General features: G+C 35.5%; 27 protein-coding genes and 1 pseudogene. 4 read left to right on the forward strand and 24 right to left on the reverse strand.

Annotated features, from left to right (window positions below; genetic code table 11):
* Positions 1-168: 168 nt before the first annotated feature.
* The 5 genes from MHH88_RS15695 to MHH88_RS15715 all read right to left on the reverse strand — a co-directional run bounded on the left by MHH88_RS15695 (position 169) and on the right by MHH88_RS15715 (position 4,122).
* On the reverse strand, positions 169-480 hold the full coding sequence (locus MHH88_RS15695) for a DUF2834 domain-containing protein (RefSeq protein ID WP_024363249.1): 312 nt from the start codon (positions 478-480) through the stop codon (positions 169-171).
* A gap of 91 nt (positions 481-571) precedes the next feature.
* Positions 572-787: a hypothetical protein gene (locus MHH88_RS15700; RefSeq protein WP_339259236.1), complete on the reverse strand. Its 216-nt coding sequence runs from the start codon at positions 785-787 to the stop codon at positions 572-574.
* Positions 788-945: 158 nt separating this feature from the next.
* The gene (locus MHH88_RS15705; RefSeq protein ID WP_339259238.1) at positions 946-1,101 is read right to left on the reverse strand and encodes a hypothetical protein; all 156 of its coding nucleotides are present in this window, start codon (positions 1,099-1,101) and stop codon (positions 946-948) included.
* A 249-nt stretch (positions 1,102-1,350) separates the two neighbouring features.
* Entirely contained in the window at positions 1,351-2,277 is a 927-nt protein-coding gene (locus tag MHH88_RS15710) for an alpha/beta hydrolase (RefSeq protein WP_339259240.1), read from the reverse strand.
* 1,020 nt (positions 2,278-3,297) lie between these two features.
* A complete protein-coding gene (locus MHH88_RS15715) occupies positions 3,298-4,122 on the reverse strand; it encodes a sulfite exporter TauE/SafE family protein (RefSeq protein WP_339259242.1) in 825 nt (274 codons plus the stop codon).
* Positions 4,123-4,228: 106 nt separating this feature from the next.
* On the opposite strand from MHH88_RS15715, the gene MHH88_RS15720 reads away from it, so the two are divergent.
* Entirely contained in the window at positions 4,229-5,113 is an 885-nt protein-coding gene (locus tag MHH88_RS15720; RefSeq protein WP_339259244.1) for a LysR family transcriptional regulator, read from the forward strand.
* 353 nt (positions 5,114-5,466) lie between these two features.
* On the opposite strand, the gene MHH88_RS15725 is transcribed toward MHH88_RS15720, so the two are convergent.
* Together MHH88_RS15725 and MHH88_RS15730 are read right to left on the reverse strand one after the other, a co-directional pair.
* On the reverse strand, positions 5,467-5,847 hold the full coding sequence (locus tag MHH88_RS15725) for a DUF1801 domain-containing protein (RefSeq protein WP_069513643.1): 381 nt from the start codon (positions 5,845-5,847) through the stop codon (positions 5,467-5,469).
* 325 nt (positions 5,848-6,172) lie between these two features.
* The gene (locus tag MHH88_RS15730) at positions 6,173-6,409 is read right to left on the reverse strand and encodes a hypothetical protein (protein WP_339259247.1); all 237 of its coding nucleotides are present in this window, start codon (positions 6,407-6,409) and stop codon (positions 6,173-6,175) included.
* 188 nt (positions 6,410-6,597) lie between these two features.
* Between MHH88_RS15730 and MHH88_RS15735 the strand changes: the two genes are divergently transcribed.
* Both MHH88_RS15735 and MHH88_RS15740 read left to right on the forward strand, forming a co-directional pair.
* Entirely contained in the window at positions 6,598-7,560 is a 963-nt protein-coding gene (locus MHH88_RS15735) for a S8 family peptidase (protein ID WP_339259249.1), read from the forward strand.
* Entirely contained in the window at positions 7,560-8,369 is an 810-nt protein-coding gene (locus MHH88_RS15740; RefSeq protein ID WP_339259251.1) for an endonuclease, read from the forward strand. The genes MHH88_RS15735 and MHH88_RS15740 overlap by 1 nt, the downstream gene beginning before the upstream one ends.
* A 428-nt stretch (positions 8,370-8,797) precedes the next feature.
* On the opposite strand, the gene MHH88_RS15745 is transcribed toward MHH88_RS15740, so the two are convergent.
* Positions 8,798-9,295 (reverse strand): ATP-binding protein, encoded by a 498-nt coding sequence (locus MHH88_RS15745; RefSeq protein ID WP_069513648.1) that lies wholly within the window; start codon positions 9,293-9,295, stop codon positions 8,798-8,800.
* 274 nt (positions 9,296-9,569) lie between these two features.
* Between MHH88_RS15745 and MHH88_RS15750 the strand changes: the two genes are divergently transcribed.
* Positions 9,570-10,139 (forward strand): hypothetical protein, encoded by a 570-nt coding sequence (locus tag MHH88_RS15750; protein ID WP_339259253.1) that lies wholly within the window; start codon positions 9,570-9,572, stop codon positions 10,137-10,139.
* A gap of 587 nt (positions 10,140-10,726) precedes the next feature.
* Here the strand turns inward: MHH88_RS15750 and MHH88_RS15755 are convergent.
* The 16 genes and pseudogenes from MHH88_RS15755 to MHH88_RS15830 form a co-directional block, all read right to left on the reverse strand.
* Positions 10,727-11,179: pseudogene (locus MHH88_RS15755) on the reverse strand (N-acetylmuramoyl-L-alanine amidase); the annotation flags it as partial.
* A complete protein-coding gene (locus MHH88_RS15760; protein ID WP_339259255.1) occupies positions 11,176-11,580 on the reverse strand; it encodes a phage holin family protein in 405 nt (134 codons plus the stop codon). The pseudogene MHH88_RS15755 and the gene MHH88_RS15760, both read right to left, overlap by 4 nt.
* Positions 11,581-11,720: 140 nt before the next feature.
* Positions 11,721-11,912 (reverse strand): DUF4177 domain-containing protein, encoded by a 192-nt coding sequence (locus MHH88_RS15765; RefSeq protein WP_108029899.1) that lies wholly within the window; start codon positions 11,910-11,912, stop codon positions 11,721-11,723.
* Between the two features lie 83 nt (positions 11,913-11,995).
* Entirely contained in the window at positions 11,996-12,148 is a 153-nt protein-coding gene (locus tag MHH88_RS15770) for a hypothetical protein (protein WP_167492614.1), read from the reverse strand.
* Positions 12,141-12,392, reverse strand: a complete 252-nt coding sequence (locus tag MHH88_RS15775; protein ID WP_339259261.1) for a hypothetical protein — start codon at positions 12,390-12,392, stop codon at positions 12,141-12,143. The genes MHH88_RS15770 and MHH88_RS15775 overlap by 8 nt, the downstream gene beginning before the upstream one ends.
* Positions 12,392-14,917 (reverse strand): hypothetical protein, encoded by a 2,526-nt coding sequence (locus MHH88_RS15780; protein WP_339259263.1) that lies wholly within the window; start codon positions 14,915-14,917, stop codon positions 12,392-12,394. The genes MHH88_RS15775 and MHH88_RS15780 overlap by 1 nt, the downstream gene beginning before the upstream one ends.
* Positions 14,918-14,919: 2 nt before the next feature.
* Positions 14,920-15,519, reverse strand: a complete 600-nt coding sequence (locus tag MHH88_RS15785) for an integrase (protein WP_339259265.1) — start codon at positions 15,517-15,519, stop codon at positions 14,920-14,922.
* Complete coding sequence (locus MHH88_RS15790; protein ID WP_339259267.1) at positions 15,512-15,820, reverse strand: hypothetical protein; 309 nt, start codon at positions 15,818-15,820, stop codon at positions 15,512-15,514. The genes MHH88_RS15785 and MHH88_RS15790 overlap by 8 nt, the downstream gene beginning before the upstream one ends.
* Positions 15,817-16,470 carry a putative phage tail protein gene (locus MHH88_RS15795; RefSeq protein WP_339259269.1) on the reverse strand — a complete coding sequence of 218 codons (654 nt, stop codon included), beginning with the start codon at positions 16,468-16,470 and terminating at the stop codon, positions 15,817-15,819. Before MHH88_RS15795 ends, MHH88_RS15790 begins: the two co-directional genes overlap by 4 nt.
* Positions 16,467-17,558 (reverse strand): baseplate J/gp47 family protein, encoded by a 1,092-nt coding sequence (locus tag MHH88_RS15800; protein ID WP_339259271.1) that lies wholly within the window; start codon positions 17,556-17,558, stop codon positions 16,467-16,469. The genes MHH88_RS15795 and MHH88_RS15800 overlap by 4 nt, the downstream gene beginning before the upstream one ends.
* Entirely contained in the window at positions 17,551-17,967 is a 417-nt protein-coding gene (locus MHH88_RS15805) for a DUF2634 domain-containing protein (protein WP_339259273.1), read from the reverse strand. Before MHH88_RS15805 ends, MHH88_RS15800 begins: the two co-directional genes overlap by 8 nt.
* Positions 17,943-18,398 carry a DUF2577 domain-containing protein gene (locus MHH88_RS15810; RefSeq protein WP_339259275.1) on the reverse strand — a complete coding sequence of 152 codons (456 nt, stop codon included), beginning with the start codon at positions 18,396-18,398 and terminating at the stop codon, positions 17,943-17,945. The genes MHH88_RS15805 and MHH88_RS15810 overlap by 25 nt, the downstream gene beginning before the upstream one ends.
* Positions 18,395-19,363: a hypothetical protein gene (locus tag MHH88_RS15815; RefSeq protein WP_339259277.1), complete on the reverse strand. Its 969-nt coding sequence runs from the start codon at positions 19,361-19,363 to the stop codon at positions 18,395-18,397. Before MHH88_RS15815 ends, MHH88_RS15810 begins: the two co-directional genes overlap by 4 nt.
* Position 19,364: 1 nt before the next feature.
* Positions 19,365-20,066 (reverse strand): LysM peptidoglycan-binding domain-containing protein, encoded by a 702-nt coding sequence (locus MHH88_RS15820; protein WP_339259279.1) that lies wholly within the window; start codon positions 20,064-20,066, stop codon positions 19,365-19,367.
* Entirely contained in the window at positions 20,063-22,777 is a 2,715-nt protein-coding gene (locus MHH88_RS15825) for a tape measure protein (RefSeq protein WP_339259281.1), read from the reverse strand. The genes MHH88_RS15820 and MHH88_RS15825 overlap by 4 nt, the downstream gene beginning before the upstream one ends.
* A 250-nt stretch (positions 22,778-23,027) precedes the next feature.
* Entirely contained in the window at positions 23,028-23,429 is a 402-nt protein-coding gene (locus MHH88_RS15830; RefSeq protein ID WP_339259283.1) for a phage portal protein, read from the reverse strand.
* Positions 23,430-23,442: the final 13 nt, after the last annotated feature.

Here is a 23,442-nt window from a genome sequence, read left to right on the forward strand (position 1 = left end):
AAATTGAAAATAAATCCAATAACAATATAAAATTCTAATTCAAGCACCTCTAGGACACCAATTAGTGAATAAATGCGTAATTTTCTTTATTAACTTATCTATTAGAACGTATTGTCAAAGACCACTCATCACGGAGTATTTAATTAAAGCCTATATAGCTTAACACCCTTATTTCTTTATATATGGCTGTCTGAAAAACAAAAATAATGGTAATGCCAATGATAAACCAACTGTAAACAAAGTTAATAGACATATCCACTTTTCTTTAATGTTATACTTTCTCGACTCATTAAACATAAAGATGATAAAAACAAAACATGAAATAAAAAAGTCAACAGCAAAGAAGGTCGATATCGAGTTTGCAAATAATAAATCTATTAATAACCCTAAATCAAATCCATTTTCGTTCAAGAATTGCACCAAAAAATAATACGGAAATACTGTGCCAATAATAGCAAATAACAAGTAAACTTTTCTCATTTAAAATAAACTTCCCCCTCTATGCTTTTCACAAATAATATAGTTTAATAATACCTCATAAAAAATTAATTTGAATAAATATTTCCATTTATCATTCTAACGATGGTTCACCATGCACCATTAATAGTGGAAGGCTATCACCTTCATTTAACCAATTGTAAAAATGTACTGGACTTTCTTTATATGGAGTTTCTTTTATAGAAGATGATTTATATAGATTCATATTTAAACGCTCTAAAGCTTTGCTATACGCTCGTATAAATACAGCGCTTAAAGTGCATAAAACAACCCATAAAACAATGTTCATACAAAAAGCCACGAACGTGTTGATTTCACAACATTCTTGGCTTTTAAAGTGTGTCACCAAACTTGCGTTTTGGAACGTTATTAGGTTTGTTAATGTATACGTTATAAATCGTTGTTGCAATAAAACACAGGTTAATTTATTGACTCTAATTTTTATATCTATTCTTTACAAAAATCTACAAATTTTTTTGCCTGTATTAAAGACATACCTGTTTGCTCTCTTAAAAACTTCACCGCTTTAATTTCACCGACTGACTTTATTTTCTCTTTTACTGAGGCAATCAGTTCATCATTATAAATTTTAGTATAATCCATTTTTTCGCCCCCTCGTGTATTAACGTTTAACGTCCCCAAAGTGGGATTTAGGTATATTTCGAAATAATGATTGAATAAAGATTATATAACTTAACGGAATAATTTCATCGTATCCCCACTAGACGCACTCCTTATAAAAGAAATGCGCCCGATTGCCTAATATCAAGTTTGTGATTTCTACCTATTGCCTGCTAACCTGCCTACATTTCCATATAAAACAACTGTTCCATAAGACTAAAAAGAAAACACTTAGTTACTAATTATATTAATTATTTTCTGTTGAGCATCTTTGGCTTCAGGGATTGGCATAACAACAAACACATGGATCATTTGAGGATAAACAAAGGTATTGATTTCAATTCCTTGTTCTGTTAGTTTTTCATCAAGTTTCATAGCATCTGGATATAAAGCTTCATGTGTTCCAATAAAATGAGTGATCTTCCCAAGTCCTTTAAATTCACCATAAATTGGACTAATCAAAGGATCCGTTACACTTTTATCAGCTGCCCATATCTTTGTAATTTCTTCCATTCCTTCACGAGCTAACAGAGGATCTTTTTCATCATATTCAGGTATAAGAGGATTGCTCAAACTCATATCAACACATGCAGATAATAAAATAATATCTTTCGGTTGAGGCAGATCTTCCATCTTTAAAAGATGGGCCAGTCCAAGTGAAATATTTCCGCCAGCCGAATCTCCCATGATAGTCAATTGATTGATACTTTCAACAGTTCCAAGAATTTCTTTATATAGGTTTAGGATTTTCGGATAGGTATCCTTATAGTTAAAATGAGGTACTTTAGGATAAATAGGAACAATAATTTTTGCATCTAAAGATTGTGCCATATTATCCATAAACAACCAGTGTAAATCTAAAGGTTGACTCGTCCAAGCACCACCGTGTATATAAAGAATAACTTTTTGATTCGAGGACTTTAGGTCATTTAATGTGAAGACTTGCATGCCCTCGAATGTCAACTCCTGAATATCACTTAAAAAATTAACATTTTCCTCAATAACATAGGGCTTAGTATTTTCAGTTCCCCTTTGCTTAAGGAAGCTTTTGGTGTTTTCAATACTAGAAAAACTCTTTTTATTACCTTGGGAAGTTATCCATTTTTCAAATTGAATACTTTCTTCAGAACGTTCTTCAGTATAAATTTCTACACTCATTTTGATTTCTCTCCTTTAAACTTTTTATTCATCTTGTTCCTTCACACGAATGATTTGAGATAGCCAAGTATTTCTTTATCAGAATCCATCATAGCTATCTCCCATCTAAATAAGTACATTATTTTTAATCCAATTTTTTTCGGTTTTACTTCCCTAATGATTTAAGATAACTAACGAGTTACAGAAAATATATTAGAACTCACTTGTAAATAATAACACAAAAAATCCAATTTATGTTTCTAAGCGATATTCAATCAAATGGCCCATTTGTTGAATAAATTAATTCACATTTTTAAATACATTTATGATTTTGCAAACGACTAATCATACTTTTTTAAAATCCTTCATTAAAAAATATTTATTGTGAAACTGCCCTTTCTCCACACACTATTTAAATGATTAAAAAAGAATTGATTGATTAATAAAATAAATGAAATATAGGTTACCTTGAAGTCTGCTCGGCTATTTATAGTTACCCTAACCTTTTTGCAGCATAGTTCATAACAGTCGCGAAGCAACTTAGCAACATTTTTTTAGAGAAAATGTGGAGAAACTTTTCATGTTCTATCCTTTTCTAACTTTAAAAGCGCCCCAAACCCTGATATTAAAGGATTTGAAGCGCTTTTCAGTTGGTTCAAACTTGTTCCTAATTTTTAATATTTCTTAAAGTTCTCTGATTGCACAATCCTTTGACATTTCATTCTTTTCTCATTGTCCTGCTGGCAATTCCCATTGCTTTCTCCAAGTGTTATAACCTAAAAGATATTTGTCGTCTCACTTGATTACTGCATATGAGCCAGCTAATCGTAGATAATCATGTATTTTATCTTCTCTTACAATAAAAAAATCAAAACCATTGTTCTTAGTAATTTTCTATTAATTACCTCCTAGTTATTGAAACATTACTTATTCAACTAAACTGCACCGTTAGTTGAATAAGAAAAAAGAGCTGCCTATACAACTCAATAATCTTCAAGAAAAGCGCCCGATTGCTTAAGATCGTGATTTAGTACTGCATATCTACTTAAATTGCCATGCTACTTGAACGATTAATAAAATTAGGATGGTAGTTACTAACCCTTTAGCAATTTTTAAAGGTATTTTTGATACGATTTTTAATGCAACTTGTGTACCAATGATAGATCCCGTAGCCAAAGCAATAGCATAATCCCATTGTAAATAACCCGTTTGATAAAAAATGATAAATGCCCCAAAACAGCTACCGAAATTTAACACTCTGCTCATTTGTGTTGCCTTTACATAAGTATTTTTAGATTTTATAAAGTATAAAATACTGAATGTTGATGACCCAGGACCAAATCCACCATCATACATCCCAATAAAGAATGACATCACTTTAGAAGAACGATTATTATTAAGGTTTGTATTATTTGCTTGTAGTTCGCTATACCATTTCTTACTTTTAATAGATACAAAAAATGTAAATATGAGCAAACAAACTGCAATTAGATTTAGCCATTTCTCTGGAAGAATTGACGTAACTAGCGCACCAAAGCCTCCTCCGATAATCGAAGAAATAATGTAGGATTTCATTATTTTCATATTCAACTCTTTTGTCTTTAGAAGAACAAATAAACTAGATAATGACGCGATTCCTGAAGAAAATTTATTTGTTGCGATACTAAAATGAATAGGAATTCCAAGTAGTAGCATTGCAGGTAACGTAATTAAGCCCCCGCCTCCTGCAAGTGTCCCTATAAATGAACCTAACATGCCAATGCAAATAATGATACTGAGAAACGGGATGTTTGTTGTAGAATTAATTTGTAATAATAGAAAAACCCCACCTGCAAATATCATTGAAAGATTAATCAATGTTCTCATTATTTTTCCCTCAACTTTTTATACAAACCATACAACGCTATTATCAATAAATCTAATATATAATTAAGTAATATTCATAAATAATATTTATACAAGGGGGATTTTCATGAATCTACACGCTTTAAGAATATTTAAAACGGTAGCTGAATTTGAAAATGTAACAAAGGCCGCAGAGTATCTATGTTTGAGTCAGCCAGCTGTAACGATACAAATTCGCCATTTAGAAAAAGAGCTTGATGTGACATTGATCCAATCGAAAGGTAGAGGAATTCAATTAACGAAAGTAGGACGCATTCTTGCAAAAGAGGCGGAAAACCTTTTTTCATTAGAAACCTCGATAGAAACAAAAATCGCAAATATAAAAAAACAAGCAGCTGAAACAATTGTCATTGCGTCGACCTATTTACCAGCTACGGCTATACTTCCACCATTCATTTCGAAGTATAAAGATGAAAATGAGCATATTCAATTCGTACTTCAATCAGGAAACACGAAAGACATGATTCATAATTTGCTAAATTATAAGGCAGATATAGGAATTATTGTTACTGAAAATATAGATGAGTCTAATATAGTAAGTAAACATTGGAAAGATATTGAGTTTTATTTTGTTACTCACCCAAAGCATAAATTAGCAAATAAAGAGGTCACTTTAGATGAACTTGTTCAATACTCATTTGTTATGCGAGAAGAAGGGAGTTCAACAAGAAAACTTTTTCAATCCATTTGTCATACTCAAGGTGTGCCATTTCCTAAAATAGGTTTAGTTTTTAATGGATTAACGGAATCGGTTCAAGCAGTTCTTTCAGGTTATGGTATTACTTTATCTCCATCTATTGCTGTCGAAAGGTATTTAGATACTAAACAACTGCAGAGGATTTATGTGAAAAACATAGAAATTATACGCCCTGTACATGTATGTACACGATTAAACATGCAGCCAAATACTAGTTCTGAATTGTTTTTAGATTTTCTTTTAAATAATAACTAATAAGTTATCAAACCTCCGTTTGGTAACTTTTCATAAAAGAATGTTATTCTACAATATGGCTCGATTATGGAATGAAACAAATGTGTACGGCTTTGGTATAAATAGTGAAACAGAAAAATTGGTTATCCATACTCTGTCCCCTCTTTTACATTTAACTATACTACAATGTTTGTTGAAAAAAGCACCCAAAGAATCGTCTAGTTACATTTACAAAAGCATGTTATTCAATAATCTAACCCTCTAATGAAAACGAGCGCTGATCCATACTATAGAATCGCGCCGATTGTTGATAAATCCTGTTACTATGATTTTTGTTACAGTTCATAAACAAAGGGAAATTTGCCATCTACAAATTATTTCTTTTTTATTTTCCCTTCCACTTTACTTTGGTTTTCAGCAACTCTAAATTTTACTATTTGACTAATTAATCCATAAGGGATGGGTTTTCCAATTGGGAATTGAACTGCACCTTTAGAGGTTTTATATCCCGATAATTCATGCTGAAAATTATTAATCCCGCTTGAAGTTGGGTAGAAGCCTATATGGTTTTTGTATGCAGCAAAATGTACCAGATTTCCGTTTAATACAAAAGTAGGCATTCGGTAACTTATTTTTTCCTCGGCATTTGGTGCTGATTCCTTTATAACCTTTCTTATTGTTTTTAATATTTCTTGAATCTCTTGAGGATATTGTAAAATATATTCATCAATTGATTCAGGAATGTTTTGATCCATAATATGCCTCCTTGTAAATTTAAGTATTTAAAGGATTTTAAAACACTTTAATATTAAAGTAAATATTCTTTATCTATTTCTTTTTATCTATTTCTCACTCTCTCCAAATATTTCAAATTTAATATTGTTGAATTGATTTAAATATTTTTGGTCCATTTTGTTTAAATGAAAATCCTCACATTTTCTTTTGCCCTTAACAATATTCTTTAAAATATGTTGCTCAATTTAATGGCCCTTTAATGAAAACGAACGCTAATACTTATTCCAAATCGCGCCCGTTTGTTGAAAACTTTAAATTCTATTTTCCCCCTCAATCGTGTCCTTCTTATACAATTTCACCATTTTCTTTTTTTGCTCGAATTGTAATTTTACCCACGCATTGTTTTGGATTTTTATAGCCCTTTTCACCTTTGTGAAATAGCATAGAGAATAGATTTTCTACTTCAGCTAATGTTGTATTTTTAGAAAGTTTATGTACACGTATTAATTCGATACCTTTATAAGCATCTTCTGTTCCATGAAATTCAACTTCTCTAATGCAGTTTATTTTAAGTACAAACATCCACAATCTTTAAGATGTTATCATGCGATATTGACTAATAGATACCAATACTATTTTCACTATTAAAAATCTGATATTTTAGATAAAAACACATCTATTGTAACTGTTAATCTTAATTCAGAATTGTTAGAATATTATTAATTACCAATATTACACTTAAAACCTAATTTCTTTCAGGAGGGATACAAATGAAGCAAAAGTTACATTTAATTCCGTTTCAAGTGAATGAAGTGGTCGAAGTGGTCGAAGTGGTGCCAGAAGGTATTGAACTTATTGCAGCTCCAAAAGTTTGGGAGGATTCTAAAGGGAAGGGGATTACTGTAGCGATATTGGACACAGGCTGCGACGTCACCCATCCTGATTTGAGTGGGCGTATTATCGGTGGGTGGAATTTCACTCATGATGATGATGGACAACCTGATCAATACATCGATTATAATGGCCATGGAACCCATGTGGCTGGCACAATCGCTGCAATCAATAATGGCACCGGAGTAGTTGGTGTTGCACCTGAAGCAAGTTTATTAATTTTAAAAGTGCTTGATAAATATGGATCAGGGCAATATGACTGGATCATAAAGGGTATTAACTATGCAGTTGAACAAAGGGTGGATATCATCTCCATGAGCCTCGGAGGTTCTGTCGATGTACCTGAGTTACACCAAGCTATTCAAAACGCAATCACTAATCAAATTCTAGTAGTTTGTGCTGCTGGTAATGAGGGAGATGGACAGAGTTCTTCAAATGAACTGGCCTATCCTGGATGCTACAATGAAGTCATCAGCGTCGGATCGATTAACCTCCAACGCAGATCTTCTAATTTTTCAAATTCGAATAATGAAGTCGACTTAGTAGCCCCTGGTGAAGAAATCCTTTCCACGTATTTAAACGGAACTTATGCAAAACTAAGCGGAACTTCGATGGCAACACCGCATATATCTGGTGCACTTGCACTCATAAAAGAGAATGCCAACAGAAACTTTGAGCGAAATCTGACAGAGGCTGAGCTGTATGCACAATTAATAAAAAGAACGATTCCTTTAGGAAACTCGCCAAAACTCGAAGGCAACGGCATGCTGTACTTAACAACAGAGGAATACTTATCGGATGTATTCAACCAAAAATTATCTGGACAGGCGTTGAAAATATAATGGAAAAACTAGATTTGCTATACTGTGAATGGGAAACGGCCAAGTCAGATTTTTTAAACTATCAGGAAAATCGACCCTATTATGACGAAAAGAAAGATAAGGAAGTCAGAAATCAATACTATCATAGCATTTCATTCACGGATGCTAATCTTTTGGACAACCTTCACACATTGCTTGAAAAAACACATACCGATCAGTTAAACTACAGCCCGCACCGTTATGTGTACCCTTGGGTTGATTTACAGGAAAACGGTTTATTAAAAAGCCTTTATTCTGGAAAAAGGATGGATCCCCTTTCTGTTATAGAGGAGGACGTTCGGCTCCACGAAATGCAGGCAAAAGGGTTAATAAGCATCTTATCGGATAATTTATTTAACTGTGAACATGTAGTGCCTCAATCATGGTTCGATAAAAAAGAACCAATGAGAGGAGACTTGCATCATTTATTCGCCTGCAATCCTACCTGCAATAGCAGTCGCAGCAACTACCCTTATTACGATTTCCATGATTATATCCCTGAAGGATTAGTTTTAGGAATCAAAGATGGCTGCGGCAAAGCTGAAGAAAGTAAATTCGAACCAGAATACGGCAAAGGAATCGTTGCTAGAGCAACACTCTATTTCCTAATTCGCTATCCAAACATAATAAAAAAAGAACTAGAGAATATCTCCTTATTGTTAAAATGGCATCAATCTTTTCCAGTATCTATCTATGAAAAGCATCGCAACCTAGCTATCCATGAACTTCAAGGCAATCGGAATCCATTTATTGATTTTCCAGAGATTGCAGAATGTATCGTAACAAATTAAAAAACACTAATTCCCTTATAATTGTTCAAAAGAATTAGTGTTCGCTTTTTTAATATTAAACGCCAATAAAGGTATAATTTCTACATGTAGTTGGTCGAGATATTAAGGGTGATTGGTCATCTTTTATTCCAAAAATTCGTTTCAAACGAAAATAAAGGAGATGGTTCCAATGACAGTTTATGAGTCTATAACGCTCATGTTTAGTTTCGCTACACTTATTGTAACGATTCTTGCGTTGTCATTTACTTTTTCAAAAAAAAAGTAAATCACCCTCTATACCTTACTGGGTAGGGTGAATTACTAGAATGCCAATCGCCTTTAATGTAATCATCTAAATCCGAACAATACCTTTAATAGAAACTATCGCTGATCTCTTTCGGTATTTTTTACATACTTTATAAATCTTCAAGGATATGTTGCAAACCTTATTATTCTTCCCCACTAAACTCTAAAATATTTAAACCCTCGGATACTTCTGGTTCTTCAAAAAAATTAGTAACATGAATAAACGTCTCTTCTGTGTCAAAAGTTGCTCTTTCGGGTTGTTCGATACACCTTTGTGCAATTTGACGTAAGCATTGCTCATTATTTAAATTAAGGAAAATTAGTTGATGGTTCGCATTTATCTCTGATGCAATATCCAAAAACCATTTTCGCTGTTGTTGAGTATTACCTGGAAAATCCATGACTACATCTGTACCAACACTTAATATGTTTTGGACATGCTTTTTCATCATCGGCTTGAGTTGCGCTGAGAATTTAAGGTAGTCTTCAAATGTTGTAATCTGATTAGGGTAAAGAGATGCAAGCCATTCATCCTCAGATAACAATACTGCTTGCTTCTCTAAAGCCACTTGTTTTGATTTAGTCGTTTTTCCAGCTCCCATTTTTCCGCAGAAAAAGTATAGAGTCCCTAGTTTTTTCATATTTTTTATCCCTCCATCTTATTTTATCGGTTATTTCCTTATCTTGTAACCAAGCTTATTAATAATAGTAATTGTTATGTAATGAAGTTGCATACAAAGGGATTATTAGAAAACTCCCTATTATCCCAATATCACTATAAAGGAAAAAGTTGTTATAGTTTTCTTCCTGTTCTAGTATATATATCGTTTCTTTAATCAATAAAGAAGCATATCTTTTTTTCTTTAATATAAAGGGGTAGCGATTGAAAATGAAGCTACAGCTGAAGTAGACAAATTGAAAGAAGAGGATCCTCATGGTAATACAGGCTTAACTTTTAACTTTGATGTTACTTGGACAGAAAAGCCAATTAAGTTTCATTTACCAACAATCACTATAAAAGATAAACATATGTCATTAGATATACCAACAGTTACCATGGTGGATAAGGATATCATATTCCACATCCCAGAATGTCGTATGGAAAACCAAGTTGTCGGGAGATATCCTGAAATTCGTGGCACTACAGTGATATGGAAAGATATAATCACAAAGGTTCCTGTTTGCGAAAGTAAAGAACAACGTATAGTTATTGGGTTACCACAAATTTCAATGCAAAGACAAGATTTTATTATGAGTGTACCAAATATTGAAATGAGAGAAATTGAAATAAATATTAAATATCCTGAATTTAAGTTGGTTAATGTTGCAATTGAAATGAAGGAGAAATCTGAGAAATTAGAGGCAGATACGAAAGAAAAATTACGCACCGGTTTTAATGACATAAAGTCAAATATTCTTGAGGAATTTAAATCTAAACATACAAGTTTGTTTGAATGTTTAAGATCTGACCTTCTTACTAAATAAAATGAAGCTTTAGTTAGTATTGATGGAATAATCACAGGTCTTAATACAGCAATAACTCAAATGAAAGAAAAAAATGTTCCTTCAGATAATGAGTCTTTAAAATAGGCAAAATCAATTTTACAGGATATAGTTTCAAAAAGAAGTTCTATTGATTCTCAATTTGAACAGAACTTAAATGAACGTAATGCACAACAACAAACCTCACTTGAGAGTTTTATACAAAAATTCGATTTAAATATTAAAAAACCTGTAAATTATACTTTCTAATTTATTTTCCATTACTTGCTTTATTCGTTTTTTCTTGTATCTGAAAATGACCAAAAAGCTATCGAAAAACTTTTTGGCCATTTTTAATGTTATAATGTCCGTTTTACAACAGAAATGAGTAATCCTAAAGCTTCACCATCTGTCATTGAACCAACTCTTTCGCTATGGTCCACCTTCAAGATTCCTTTTTGATAAGTCGCTTTTAACAATCCTCTCAAATCCTCTTTAGCTGTTGATGTTAGTGTGTTTGGCACTTTCGTTTCCTCCTTTTGTTGAATTGTATTTTTTGGCTTCATAGCTTCTTCAATTCGTTTTAAGAAGCTATTCCAGCGGCTTTCGCTTAGTATCCGATGTGGACAATATTTTCCGTTCCAATCTTGATGTTTTTTAACTCGCTCAATGCCCCAACCAAACTCTTTAAGTAATTTTGCAATATATTGTACTGCATTTTCTTCTGCGGCAGCATAACGGGCACCGCCACTTTTGCTGTAACAAATTTCAATACCGATTGATTTACGATTACCGTTGTCCTGTCCATCCCCACAATGCCAAGCGTTGCGGTTGAATCGAATGGCTTGAATCACTTCTTTATCGTCAACAGCAACATGATAGGATACCTGATTGTTGTTAGTAATCATGTATTTAATTTCGTTGCTTGCAGAAGCATCATTCTCGGTATTGTGTACCGTAATATATTGTGGTGCCATAGAATAAGGCGCTTTTATAGGATACTTACTAGCAGGCAATAGGTTTTGTATAAAAATGTAACTCATTTGCTTTCACCCTCTTTTTCGTGATTATTAAAGATTTCTAATGCACGTTTTACTGGTCCAGGCATGTCCAAACCTAACTTGGCACTATTTTCACCTAAGCTCACAATTTCATTTAAGATAAATAAAATTGCTACAGCATCAGGAATAATTTGACCAATTGAAAAGCCTTGGTCTAGAAGCACTAAATAAATTAAGTTAGCCACTACTATCCAAACCCACATCATGCCCTTTTTAATAATGCCTTGGTAACCTCGTTTACTATTAATAGCTCCCCAATTGGCAGCCGTACCAGTTAAGAGATCAAGGATGTTAAATACTAATAGAACCGTTAACAATAGCCCCCAACCCCCAATTAAAAACGATAAAGCTCCTCCTAATACTGATACAAAAAATCTTTCCATTTATACACCGTCCTTTGCCCTTTATTATAAATAAACAAGCGCCATGAGAAGCTTCGAGAATCAGTAACATGTACCGTTGCCCATCTCGATTGCTCTCACAGCGCATAATAAAAAGCACCCTCGGTTGAGAGTGCTAAAACTTATTCCTTTGGTCTTTTGAAAACTAATTGAATATTCGTAACCTTATTTGGTTCAATAGGAGTAGAAGAAATTAATTCCCAACCCTCAGAACCTATTTGATTTAATAAATTCCCTAATAGTTCATTTACATTACCAAATTCCATACCGTTAATTTCAGCTACAAAATTTTGAACTTTATATTCCCAAATCATAAATAACCTCCTCTCCTCTACACTACACTATTCGACAAAAGGAAGGTATTACCTTTTATTTAGACAATAAAATAACGCTAAGCCTATGCTTGCGTTTTACTATCCGTTTCTTGTTCTAATTTGCTGTACACCACTTGGCGCAGATTTGAAAGATTTGGCACCTGCTCTTTTTTATCTGGATTTACTTTCACATAATTACACCAGATACATACAAGCCCGCTGTTTTCATTAAACATTGCTTTCACCTCCTGGTAATGTAGCAGCGATAAGTGTAGAAAGTTCCATAATGGCGCTTTCTTGACCTGCTATACGTTGTTCTTGGTTAGCCATATAGGATGACATCTCCATCATACTGTTTAACAGTAGCTGGTTTTCTTGCTCTAAGCGCGTTGCCTTTTCTTTCGGTGTTTCTTCTACTCCGAATTTCTTCATATCACCAAATGTGCTGTCCGCGTTCCGTACTTTATATTGAAATGGCATTAGTCCACCGCCCCTGAAATTAAATGTATTTTATGATTAAAAGATAAATCTGTTCGTGATGGTGTGATTTTGAGAATGATATTTTGTTTTGCTTCTAACCCCTCGTGTTCGAAAGTATCCTCTACTACGCCTTGTTGTACTGGCGCAGTGTTCACAGGCGTTAATGTTTCGTACTGTTCTTGCTCACCACTTAAAGTCATGGATAACTCAACTTTTACATCCAGTTCCTCATCACGTTGAATAAATAATAAAACACCCTTCGCTGATCCCTTCGGTGGCTCAATTTTATACCGAGCAACAGATTGCAAAATAGGTGTTTTCATTTCTTTTTTATTTAGTGTGATTGTCTTGCTAGTCTTTGCCCCATAGTTATCAACGACCTCAATCACAATTGTATTTTGACCAACTACAAGTTGTGATAGAGCTAAATCAAATTCCCACGCTCCACCTGTACCACTGTATATTTCAACAACATTCCCTGCGTTAATACGACGAGTTACCTTGACCGTTGAATTAGCATCTTGGTCGGAGGCTGTACCACTAATTTTAAACTTGTCCTCATCAACTACGCCAGAAGGTACAACAGCATCCACAGATAACAAAGGCGCTCGGTTAGGTACAACATAGAACGTACGCTCAACAATCGCAGACGAAGCTTTCTCGCTATCCTCGGCCCATACTTTTAACTTATGTGCTACACCATCGGCTAGTGTGCCTGTGAGGGCAGTATCACCGTCATATAACTTACCACCTTTGAAGGTTAGCTGCTTTGATAAAGCAATTTGCGTCTGACTTATGTTTGTTGCTAATACCTTTCGTTGTTCGCTGTTTATTTGATAGTACGCTGTGACAGATTGGTCTTTGTCAGCGTCATATGCCTCGCCCGAAAGGTTAAGTGTGTCGTTTTCGTATAACGTTTGATTGTTTGTCGGTGTTATCAATGCGATTGTCGGGTCGTTGTTTGTGTTAAGTGTTCCGACATATTGAACGCTCTTTGTTGACTGTGCATAAACCGTAGGTGGTATAACACCAAAAGTTTGTTTAAAAGTAGCATCATATAAAGTAGACGGATAGGTCATTAAATAGTCTACTACCTGTGTTGTCCATTGAGTACTGCCTTTTTTTAGCATGGCTACGTTTTTCACGCCACCTACCAAGATAATTAAGTCGCCTGTCTTGTCTGTTGTTATAGATGCCATTGCATAGTGCCCCTGCGAAGTACCTTTTAGCACGCTCTCCGCGCTAGTCCACGTACTGCCACCATCTGTAGACTTAGCGTAGTATAGATTATTGTAGCCTCCCGAATCGGACGAAGTCCCATGCCAGGCAACATGAATCACGCCGTCTTTGTCCACTACTGCTGATGGACTGGATTGAGCGTATGAGTATCCGTTGTAAATAGTTTTATTTTTCCAAGCACCAGAAGCCCCGTGAATACCAGATAAACCAACCTTTTTACTAAATACATCTATACATTTGTCATTTGTACTCCATATCGTTTCTGTTATTATTAAAGCGTCTGAATTTCTAATCACTATTGTTGGATTCGATATATTAATAGGGGATTGATTCATATTAGTAACTTGCTCAACTGCTGACCACGTAACCCCACCATCTGTACTCTTTGTATAACGGATATTAAACGAATTTGGATACGTTGCATTTTTACTTGCCCATGTTGCGTGTAGGTGTCCGTTGGTTGGGTCGATTGCTAGGGACGCACCGGCTAGTGCTGATTGATTGTCGTCTAGTCGGGCGTATTTACCCTGGTCGTTAGTGCCTAGAGACCAATCTCCGCCATTCATTTCACTTATACGTAACTCTTTGAATTGGACAACGTTAGTGCTTACTGTAACCAGGACAAACACACTTGTCCCGTTTGTTGTAAGGGCCCATGAGGCTGTCGATAACAGTGACCAACTACCGTTTTTACCTAAGAATGTCCATGAGTTACCGTTGTCTGTTGATTTATATACATGAAGAAACCAGGCAGTAGCTACTTGCCCTAGAACACAAGCTACTAACGTACCATCATTTAATCTAACTAACTTGCGTCCGCCATTACCCGCTGTACTATATGGCTGATTAATTACAGTACCTGGAGACAAAGGTCCAACTGCCGCGCCTTTTACATACCAATACCCGTCTGTATGACGTCCGTTTGCCGGATATGTGCCATCTTCTGCCGTGATGTTTGATTGCACTAGTGAGCCTTTTGAGTAGTTTGTAGAAGATTGATACCAGGTTGGTGTGCCTGGTAGCTTAGATATAGTATAAACCCCATACCTGCCCTGGTATCGTATAAGGTTATCGTTGTAATTTGTGTATACTACAGTGTTCATGTTGACAATTGCGCTTTTTGAAGCCCCGATAGTAGACACTTTGCCCGTGTTTTGGTCTAGCGTATAATCTTCGTACCCGCCCACAGATTCGGCATCTAAAAATTCTTCTGTTCCCCATACAATTTGCCAGCTATAGACAGGTGTGCTTATCGCCGTAAACTTGTCATAATAATACTGAACCATCCTTAAACCACCTCCACTAATTCAACGTTGAATGTCTGCCAATCACCGACACCCATTTCAGCGTTAACCATATCAATTTGAACATTACTTCGAGCCACTTTTGCGCCTTTTTTGTATGCATTGGTAAGTGCAGAAACGGTAATCGTACCTTGACCTATCGCTGTAATTACAACGTCCTCACTTGCTACATCATCAAAAATAGTGACTTGTGTAAACGGTGTAAAACCATCAACACTAGCCACTTTTAATGTAGTTGTTCCTATTATGACAGCCTCAATAATGTCGGTCTTAGCTGCATCTAATTTGATTTTATTCATGCTACCGTCAAGCGTGTCTGCAAACGTTCCGCTGTTCCCTGGTACACGGCCATCTAGTTCCATTTGAATGCGCATTCGTTCTAATTGACGGTACATTTCAATCATAAAACGATAAGCGTTAAAGATTCCCCACTCGAAGTTATTAGCAAACTCTGACATGAACAGCGTCCCGTCCTCGATAACTTCTCCTGTTACTGGATCTGTTACGTCATCATACCATTCGGTACGCTCGTAAGGATTTTTCTTAAAATTCAGCGGTATTTCACCATTCATATAGTTACTCATTTACTTTCACTTCCTTTGATTCAAGTTGTAGAGGAAATGCTATTACATACCCCTTCGAACCTTTTTGATAGTTCATTGTTTTTTCGTACAATTCCCGCCCGTAACTATCGACTAAAACAGCCCTTGTTACCAAGCCTTGTTCTGTCGATAACTTTACGTACTTTCTTAATCCGAACTTTGTGCTGGTATGATAGATTTCTTTATCATAAACAACACCATCAATAGTAACCTTTGCGCCAACTGTAAGATTACTTAAAAATTGTTGAGTTAAATCTATCATTAATGGTTGTATTTCATTCAATCCCTCACACCTCCCGCTCTAAATCGACCACAAATCTGATTGTTCATAACGAAGCCGTATATCTCATTAGATACTACTAAAATTTCATTCCCTAAAGCACCATGCGTTTCTGCTGTTTTAAAACGGCCACATATTTTGTAATTGATAGGCCATGCATAGGTGCCACCTATAATAATTAGGCATTCTTTTAAAGCTAAAATTGTTGTCATTAAATCAATATTTAACGGAACAATTCTTTCAACTAACTGCACAACTTCGTTATAATAAGTCGACTGTTCAACTTCGATTGCCACTTCCATTTGAAATTCATTAATATCTAATAAAATCTGATGATTATTTTCTCCGATTAACCTTGATAAGGCCTTTGATAAGTACTCCAACACATAAGGTGCACTTTCTTGCATTCGTGCCAGTAATCGGAGTTTTCGAAATTTCAATGTCTCTTTCTTTCGATCTGCGCGAATACCAAAATCCTTTTCTCTTATAGCAATAGCAGCCTCGGTTGAAGTTAAAATAAATTGATCATTATCCACACCAAAAAGAGCTTCGTCAAGTTTATCCCAGTTAAGCGTAACTGTATTGGACAACTCCCGAAACTCTTTTATATTTTTATAGTAGGATGGTAACTCCTCTAAAAAAGCATTGGTCATGTACTCACTTCCTTCAGTATTACTTTAGAAAGTACTGGAATTTCTTCGATCAAGTTAATGTTATTTGCTAAGCCATTCAACAATGTTGAAGCAATATCCTCTATTCCTTCAATCTCTAATAGCCGAGATTCAATATGAGTAATACGAACATTGATGTCTAAATCTTTAAACCAACTTGCACGTAATTCAGCAAAATACGTTTCTAACGTTGCACTCACTTGTGCTTCAATTTGTCCAATAGATGCACCATTCAAGATGAGTTCAATTTCAACTTCAATATTATTTTTCCCTACACCTTCAACTGTTACTTCATGACCAATAGGCGCAGTACCATAACCCTCACCTTTAAACTCTAATGGATCCATAATCTCTTGAACATAAGATACAAACTCAGGTGTCGGAGCATTAAAATCCGAATCAATAATGATTGCTTTTACTGTTCCGCCACCAAATGGAACTCGACGCAGACGTACACCACCAACGCCTTGAATTGCTCTCAGCTTTTTCTTATAGTCCGCGCGATTACCACCAAAAGCTTTTTCACGGATATGTTCGACAAATCTTAAATATAAGGACTCATCTGTTTCATCATCTTCACCAGGCACAAGTACATCAGCTAATACAGCTTTACCTAGCTTGTTATTTGCTTCTAGAGGCAGCATTTCTCCATAATCCTTGTTACCAACTGCACCTGCTGTTTGTGCCTCTACTTTATATACCCCGACATCTAATCGCTCAATTACATTATAGACAATTGCCTCTAATCGATATTGGCTATTTATAGTCACATCTAGAGGTTGACCATCACCATCTGTAAATAAAGCTCGGCGAATAGCCTTTCCTGCATTCTTTCGTTCGACTCCATGCTCATTTACTCGTTTTTCAAGATCAGCTCCGTCCGCTGTTGCAGCAAAAGTACGACGATATAATACTGACATATCCCAATATGTTTCTGCTAACTTTAATGCGGTAGGTGCAAGTGCATCGTATATTACACTACCCTCACGCTTGTCTACGTCATCTGGCACACGTTCTAGAAGTTCAGCTAAAATACTTTCGTATGATTGTGACTCTAAGTACTCAAGCAATTCTAATCGCCTCCTTTAACAGACTAACATCACCATAAATTGTTCGAGCTACAAATGTTATTAATACATCATCTTTTGAGATAAATTCAAGACTAAAATTTTCTAATGATGTAATACGTTCATCTTGTAACAAGGCATCGTGTATTCGCCTACTTAAATCCCCGCGCACATATAACTCATCATAGCCAACCATGTTTTGAAAACCATAATTGTTTGTATAAATTAGATGTTCAAATCGAATAGTATTTAACACTTTAAAAATTGCTTGTTCCATAGCTTTTTGACCATCTATTAAACCGCTGCAGCTACCTCGTTTGAAATCTAAATGATACGTTCGAGTGGGTAATTCAACAGCGTCCATTACTTCAATATCAGGGGTAATTGTTATTGCTTCTGTTGGTAGTGCCATACGCTATCCCCTTCCTTATATCTGTCTGATACAAAATATTTTTGGCCACCTTGTACTCGATGCATTATTACTTTATCACCTTCTTTTAAACCATCTTCTAAGACGAGCTTTAGATATTTCATTTCATATTCTTCATAAGGCACCGCAGTCGATTCGCCTTGATTTTGTCGTTTCGAACTTGTCTGTTTACCTTCATCACCAATTTGACCTTTGGTGTAACTTTTCGGATATTCGAATTGAATACTGGCAATTCTTTCATGTCTAGTAAGATGCTCCGCAACAAGTAAAAACTCATCGGACAAGATGAGTTTCGAGTGTATTTCTATTTTTAACGGCTTTGCTTCAATGACTTTACCCAAAACAATATTTACTGGATTGGACGCTTGAAATGCTGCTAGTGCTGTCGTTTTAATTAGCTCTAGTAAACTCAAGAAATCACCTTCAATTCTAAACTCATTGTATGGACTTTAGCGGACCAATCATGTGTACATGTCTCAACCAAAAACAACTTATTAATCCCCAATTTTTCGATATAGATAAATACCATCTTTCCAGCTCGTACTCGCCAATCACCTAAGCACTTTAAGGATAATTCCTTTTTTTCTTTATTGTGAACCGCGAGTAATACATTCAATAAGCTTTCAATCTGGGCGGGTGTCATATTTTCGTCTACCTTTTTGTAATACTGCAGCTGACCCCATTTAGCGATATTGCTACTATCCTGCGCAATAAATACTCTTCGCTTGGAAGCCTCTTTATCATCTAATACCAGTTTTACTCGATTATAAGAATCCTCAATTGATACTGAGTAATCAAAGTCATATAAAAGACTTTCTTCACCAATATAAAAATCTGTAGGGGGTATAACAAGATCGCTAATATTATGCAATCCTAGTGAGCCGAAATCATCCATAAAAACAAAGCTCTGGTTTGTAGCCACAATAGCTGAATCAATGTATTTCATGATGACATCTAATGTCTTCTTATTTTCTTCAACCATTCCTGGCGCTGTAAAACCTGTTTTCGCTACAGAACTCAACTTAAGATTTGCCATACTGCAAATACGCTCAATAGCCTTTTCTGCTAACATCGATGGAATAACAAAAGTATCTTCATACATTAAATACTTTAGTTGATCGTAGGCAATGATATTAAATTCACTATCCTTGCTAAAACTTGCTTTAAAGGAATAGCCATAAAATACTTTATGTTTTCCATCAATTACTCTTACAATCGCACCAGATACAATTTTATTTTCAAGTGGCTTAGGATTTAGCAAAGAAACATTAAGCTCTGATGCTTTCCCTGTTTTTTCAGTCTTCCAGCTAAGTGAAGTGACAGGCACTTCGTATATATTTCCATCTCGATTATCAATTAATACTTCTATACCTACCACCTCATTTCTTAGCCGTCCATTCAGGCGGAATTTTCACTTTCAACCCAATTGGCAACTTCCTTAAATCACTATCTTTAATCCCGTTCAAGGTTTGCAATGCTTTATAATTTGCTCCGTTTCCGGTATACTTTTGCGCGATTTTCCAAAGCGAATCACCCTTTACTAAACTATACGTCTGTGGTATTTGCTTAGAGTTTTCTCTTGGAGCTTCCTTTTTCACGACTTTCTTCACTGTCTTTTTCTTGGCAGACACAGTTGGCACATTACTCTTATGAACCAGTTCCATTTTTTTAAATCCAAATGGCACATACTTTTTAAAAGAGATAGTATAATCCACGTCGGACGTACCAAATTGATCTTTTGCTTCAAAGCTTTCAATAGTAAACTGGCCGTTAATAGAGAATGAACCGCCTACATAAACAAAGCGAATAACCGTTTCTTCGGCCATCCACTTTTTTATTTGGTCAATATACTTTTTAGGTTCAATAAATTGTGTATCAGCGTAATGTGTATCCTGCGCCGGAAAAAACGAAGAGAATGAGAACTCGGGTAATTTCATAGGCTTAGGCACTTTAACAGTTCCAATCTTAGCGACTGAAAATTCTTCTCCATCTGCATCCTGTTTAAATGATAATTCTGGCGGATTTACAGGGATACGAAACCCTTCTTTGTCATTGTTAGCACTTAGATAGATTCCTATCATCCATATACCCCCTCTACCGAACGATTCTGCTCATCTTTCAAACCTTGTGTAATAAACTTTACAACTTCATGAACATCCACTTTCTCACGAATATCACCAGTGAAATAAAACTTCGGTTCACTTTGAATATGCTGCACAACATCTTTACTAGTATTTGTTATAGGTGAAGCAGAAATTTTCTCTCGTACTTCGTTTGATACTTCAACTTCATCCCTAACTGGAACATTCAATGCTTGTGATACATAGTCATTTATTTTGGCAACGTTGCCACTCGCATTAGATAAATCACCGAATTTATTAAGCATTTTTTCCATTGCACTACCAGTTGTATCTTCAAAATTATTATGGACCTGTAAATTTGGTGTAAGCGAAACAATGTTATTGATCACTTTACCTTCCGCAATATCTTTAAATAATTCGAGATATTCGTCTGCTAGATTGATTTTGTCTTCAATCTTCCCAACTTTATCTATATTTCCACCATTAAGTTTTTGATTATCATCAGCATTTTTTCCAAGACCTGATTCTGAAGGTGCATTTATTTGACCAAGACTCGAATCTGAAGGTGCTGATTTTACTACATCATCTGTCAAACTAGATGGAAATGGATTAGTATTCTCTTCATCTTTCTTCACTAATCCCGCTAGCCCTTTTGCTTTGTCTACTAAACTACTTAATTTTTCACTGCCAGCAAGTGAAAGAGAATTTCCTAATTCATATCCTTTGTCGTATGCATTACCTAAGTCTTTGTAATCTAAACGCTCAAATTGTTTTTTGATTGGTGCAGTCGGCATAGTTACATTATTCATATAATCCCCAGCGGTGTTCATTCTTCCCAGAGTAATCTTGTCAGCCTTTGTAGGCGCTTTAATAAGATTTTGAAGCGTTTCCCCAAAGTTAGTTGCACCATTACTTAATTTTAAATCTACTGTACCTATCTTAGAAAGATCGGTATCCAGCACACCATTAAGTAAACCTATGAATGAATTCACTCCACCAATTGCACCGTTGATAAGATCAGATATTCCGCCTAATGCATTATTAATGACATTAAAAATACCATCTGCTATACCACCAACCGTTTTCAGCACCATAGTTCCCATCGTATAAAATGCCATCTGTACACCATACACTAAATCGTTGAATGTATTTGCAATCCACTCAGCTACGCTAATAATATTATTTCCTATGGCATCTAATACAGTTCTAACCATAAGATTAAAGGCAATCCATGCGAGTTGTACAAAAAATATAGCCTGATTCCATGTATTAACGAACCATTCGGCAACGGTAATAGCAAGGTTAGCAATACCTATCATAACGTTATAGAAGGCAGTACCTAGCCAATAAACGCCTCCAACAATTGCACCAATTACAGTTGCAGTTTGTTCAGCCCACATCACCATTGCGGTTACAACTAAAGCAATTACTGCAATAATTCCAATTATGATCCACGTAATAGGGCTTGTTAAATAAGCAGCATCTACTATCCATTGTGCTGCAGCCCACGCAAGGGTTGCTGTCCTAATTAATCCTAAAACAGCATATTTGGTTAGCAAAATTGCTACAATTGATCCTAGAACAACACCCATTATTACAAGTATAGGCACCACCCAATTAGCGTTATCATACATAAATGTTCCTACCGCACCGATTGTGTTGTAAATCATCTCAAGAGCATCAAAAACAAGTGATAATCCAGCTACAAATAGATTAATAAACATCATTGCATGACCTGCTAAAACCCCAAATGCATCCGAATTAACAAATTCGCTGAATCGTTTAAATATAGGTTCAAATGCATTTTGCGCATAGTTTTTAAATACAGTCATTGCATCTGAAAATGTTATCGGCGTTTTACTAAATTTATCTTCAATTTCGTCAGCAGCATTAAATAACGCATTTTTGATAATATCCGCTGTAATTTCTCCATCTGATGACATTTGTTTTAGTTCACTTGTACTTTTTCCTAAAGAATCTGCAATTGCATCTGCAAGCAATGGAGCCTTTTCTGCGATTGATGTAAACTCATCTCCTTTCAATCCTCCAGAAGCCATTGCTTGCGTTAATTGTTTTATACTTTCAGCCTTTTCTTGACTACTAGCTCCTGAAGCAGCGAAAGATTTATTCATCAGCTCACTGAAACGGATAGCTTCATCATTGCTACTAAAAGTATCACTAGCGTTTAATTTAGCAACACTAGTAGCCATATCATTATAAGAGCTTAAACTTCGCTGAGAAGCTCTATAAATCTTATCCTGCAACTCCGCTTGTGTTTGCGAACCGTCATTAATATTAGCGATTCGCGTATTAGTATTACTAAAAGAATCAGAAGCGCTTGCTAACTTCTTAAAACTCTCAGTTAAATTCTTTACCGATAAAATATTAGAAGCAAAACCAACAAATTTACTAAAAAAATTATCTACTCCACTTGTGGCGGCTTCTATCCCTCCCGAAGTCCCTATAAATCCATCACCCACATTGCTAATACTTTGATGTGCAAGTCTTGCACTAGTCCCTAATCTATTAAAAGCTACACTCGCACTCTGGATAACGACCGTTGCACGTTGCAGGCTACGCATATCCCCTGCTCTGTTGGATGATATATGCATTTGCTCCATCGTTCGGATTGTACTATTCATAGCTTTCATCATCTTATGAAGAGTACCCGTCATTCTATCGGTCAAGGTCATGGTTGTACGCACTGACATAACACTCACCTCATTTTAGGGCTAAAAAAGACATACCCAACAAGGCATGCCTTTTCTATATAATTATAATTGTCTTATTACTTTTTCGAGGCCTCTGCCTCTTTTTCAAGTTCTACATCCAAACTTGCTATAATGAATGCGCGCTCTTTGCGATCCATACTTAAAAACGAGTTAGGCAGTATATTGAACCGATGAAGCGCAACATGTGCATAAAATGCTAGTCCGTCGCGCTCATCGTCACTGCCTTGTATTAGTTTTTTACTTCTTCCACTTCATCTTCGAGCGTAATATCACTTCCGCTAATTTCGGATACCTTTTCTGAAATCAGCGATGTTTCACCTGCTAGAAACATTCTCCCATATAAGGCCTCTGCACCTTTTACGCCATAAGATTGTTGTAATTCTGTATTATTTAGGTCTGGGTATACGATAGCTGCTACGTTTAATCTACGGTTGTATGCTACTGGATCAAATACTCGTTCTTGGCGTCCTCTTTTGCCAGCTACATTTTTAAAACATCTATCGTTAATCAAATCGGCTTCTTCAGATGGAACAGGTAGTAATTTAATAGGTTCTGCAAAACGTTGTAGGGATAACTCGATAGGTTCTACCGCCATTACATTTTCTTTCATGAATGCTTTAAAGTTACTCATTTACAGTTTCCTC

It is taken from the genome of Lysinibacillus sp. FSL K6-3209, assembly GCF_037976175.1.
Classification (GTDB): Bacteria; Bacillota; Bacilli; order Bacillales_A; family Planococcaceae; genus Lysinibacillus; species Lysinibacillus sphaericus_D.

Excerpts from the sequence above, each read along its gene's own strand:
- MHH88_RS15745 (WP_069513648.1), bottom strand. The coding sequence starts at position 9,295 with ATGAAAAAACTAGGGACTCTATACTTTTTCTGCGGAAAAATGGGAGCT.
- MHH88_RS15765 (WP_108029899.1), bottom strand. The coding sequence starts at position 11,912 with ATGATTTGGGAATATAAAGTTCAAAATTTTGTAGCTGAAATTAACGGT.
- MHH88_RS15730 (WP_339259247.1), bottom strand. The coding sequence starts at position 6,409 with ATGTTTGTACTTAAAATAAACTGCATTAGAGAAGTTGAATTTCATGGA.
- MHH88_RS15830 (WP_339259283.1), bottom strand. The coding sequence starts at position 23,429 with ATGAGTAACTTTAAAGCATTCATGAAAGAAAATGTAATGGCGGTAGAA.
- MHH88_RS15780 (WP_339259263.1), bottom strand. The coding sequence starts at position 14,917 with ATGGTTCAGTATTATTATGACAAGTTTACGGCGATAAGCACACCTGTC.
- MHH88_RS15770 (WP_167492614.1), bottom strand. The coding sequence starts at position 12,148 with ATGTTTAATGAAAACAGCGGGCTTGTATGTATCTGGTGTAATTATGTG.
- MHH88_RS15805 (WP_339259273.1), bottom strand. The coding sequence starts at position 17,967 with ATGGCACTACCAACAGAAGCAATAACAATTACCCCTGATATTGAAGTA.
- MHH88_RS15760 (WP_339259255.1), bottom strand. The coding sequence starts at position 11,580 with ATGGAAAGATTTTTTGTATCAGTATTAGGAGGAGCTTTATCGTTTTTA.
- MHH88_RS15735 (WP_339259249.1), top strand. The coding sequence starts at position 6,598 with ATGAAGCAAAAGTTACATTTAATTCCGTTTCAAGTGAATGAAGTGGTC.
- MHH88_RS15740 (WP_339259251.1), top strand. The coding sequence starts at position 7,560 with ATGGAAAAACTAGATTTGCTATACTGTGAATGGGAAACGGCCAAGTCA.
- MHH88_RS15775 (WP_339259261.1), bottom strand. The coding sequence starts at position 12,392 with ATGCCATTTCAATATAAAGTACGGAACGCGGACAGCACATTTGGTGAT.
- MHH88_RS15785 (WP_339259265.1), bottom strand. The coding sequence starts at position 15,519 with ATGAGTAACTATATGAATGGTGAAATACCGCTGAATTTTAAGAAAAAT.
- MHH88_RS15725 (WP_069513643.1), bottom strand. The coding sequence starts at position 5,847 with ATGGATCAAAACATTCCTGAATCAATTGATGAATATATTTTACAATAT.
- MHH88_RS15705 (WP_339259238.1), bottom strand. The coding sequence starts at position 1,101 with ATGGATTATACTAAAATTTATAATGATGAACTGATTGCCTCAGTAAAA.
- MHH88_RS15715 (WP_339259242.1), bottom strand. The coding sequence starts at position 4,122 with ATGAGAACATTGATTAATCTTTCAATGATATTTGCAGGTGGGGTTTTT.
- MHH88_RS15820 (WP_339259279.1), bottom strand. The coding sequence starts at position 20,066 with ATGATAGGAATCTATCTAAGTGCTAACAATGACAAAGAAGGGTTTCGT.
- MHH88_RS15695 (WP_024363249.1), bottom strand. The coding sequence starts at position 480 with ATGAGAAAAGTTTACTTGTTATTTGCTATTATTGGCACAGTATTTCCG.
- MHH88_RS15700 (WP_339259236.1), bottom strand. The coding sequence starts at position 787 with ATGAACATTGTTTTATGGGTTGTTTTATGCACTTTAAGCGCTGTATTT.
- MHH88_RS15825 (WP_339259281.1), bottom strand. The coding sequence starts at position 22,777 with ATGTCAGTGCGTACAACCATGACCTTGACCGATAGAATGACGGGTACT.
- MHH88_RS15710 (WP_339259240.1), bottom strand. The coding sequence starts at position 2,277 with ATGAGTGTAGAAATTTATACTGAAGAACGTTCTGAAGAAAGTATTCAA.
- MHH88_RS15795 (WP_339259269.1), bottom strand. The coding sequence starts at position 16,470 with ATGACCAATGCTTTTTTAGAGGAGTTACCATCCTACTATAAAAATATA.
- MHH88_RS15720 (WP_339259244.1), top strand. The coding sequence starts at position 4,229 with ATGAATCTACACGCTTTAAGAATATTTAAAACGGTAGCTGAATTTGAA.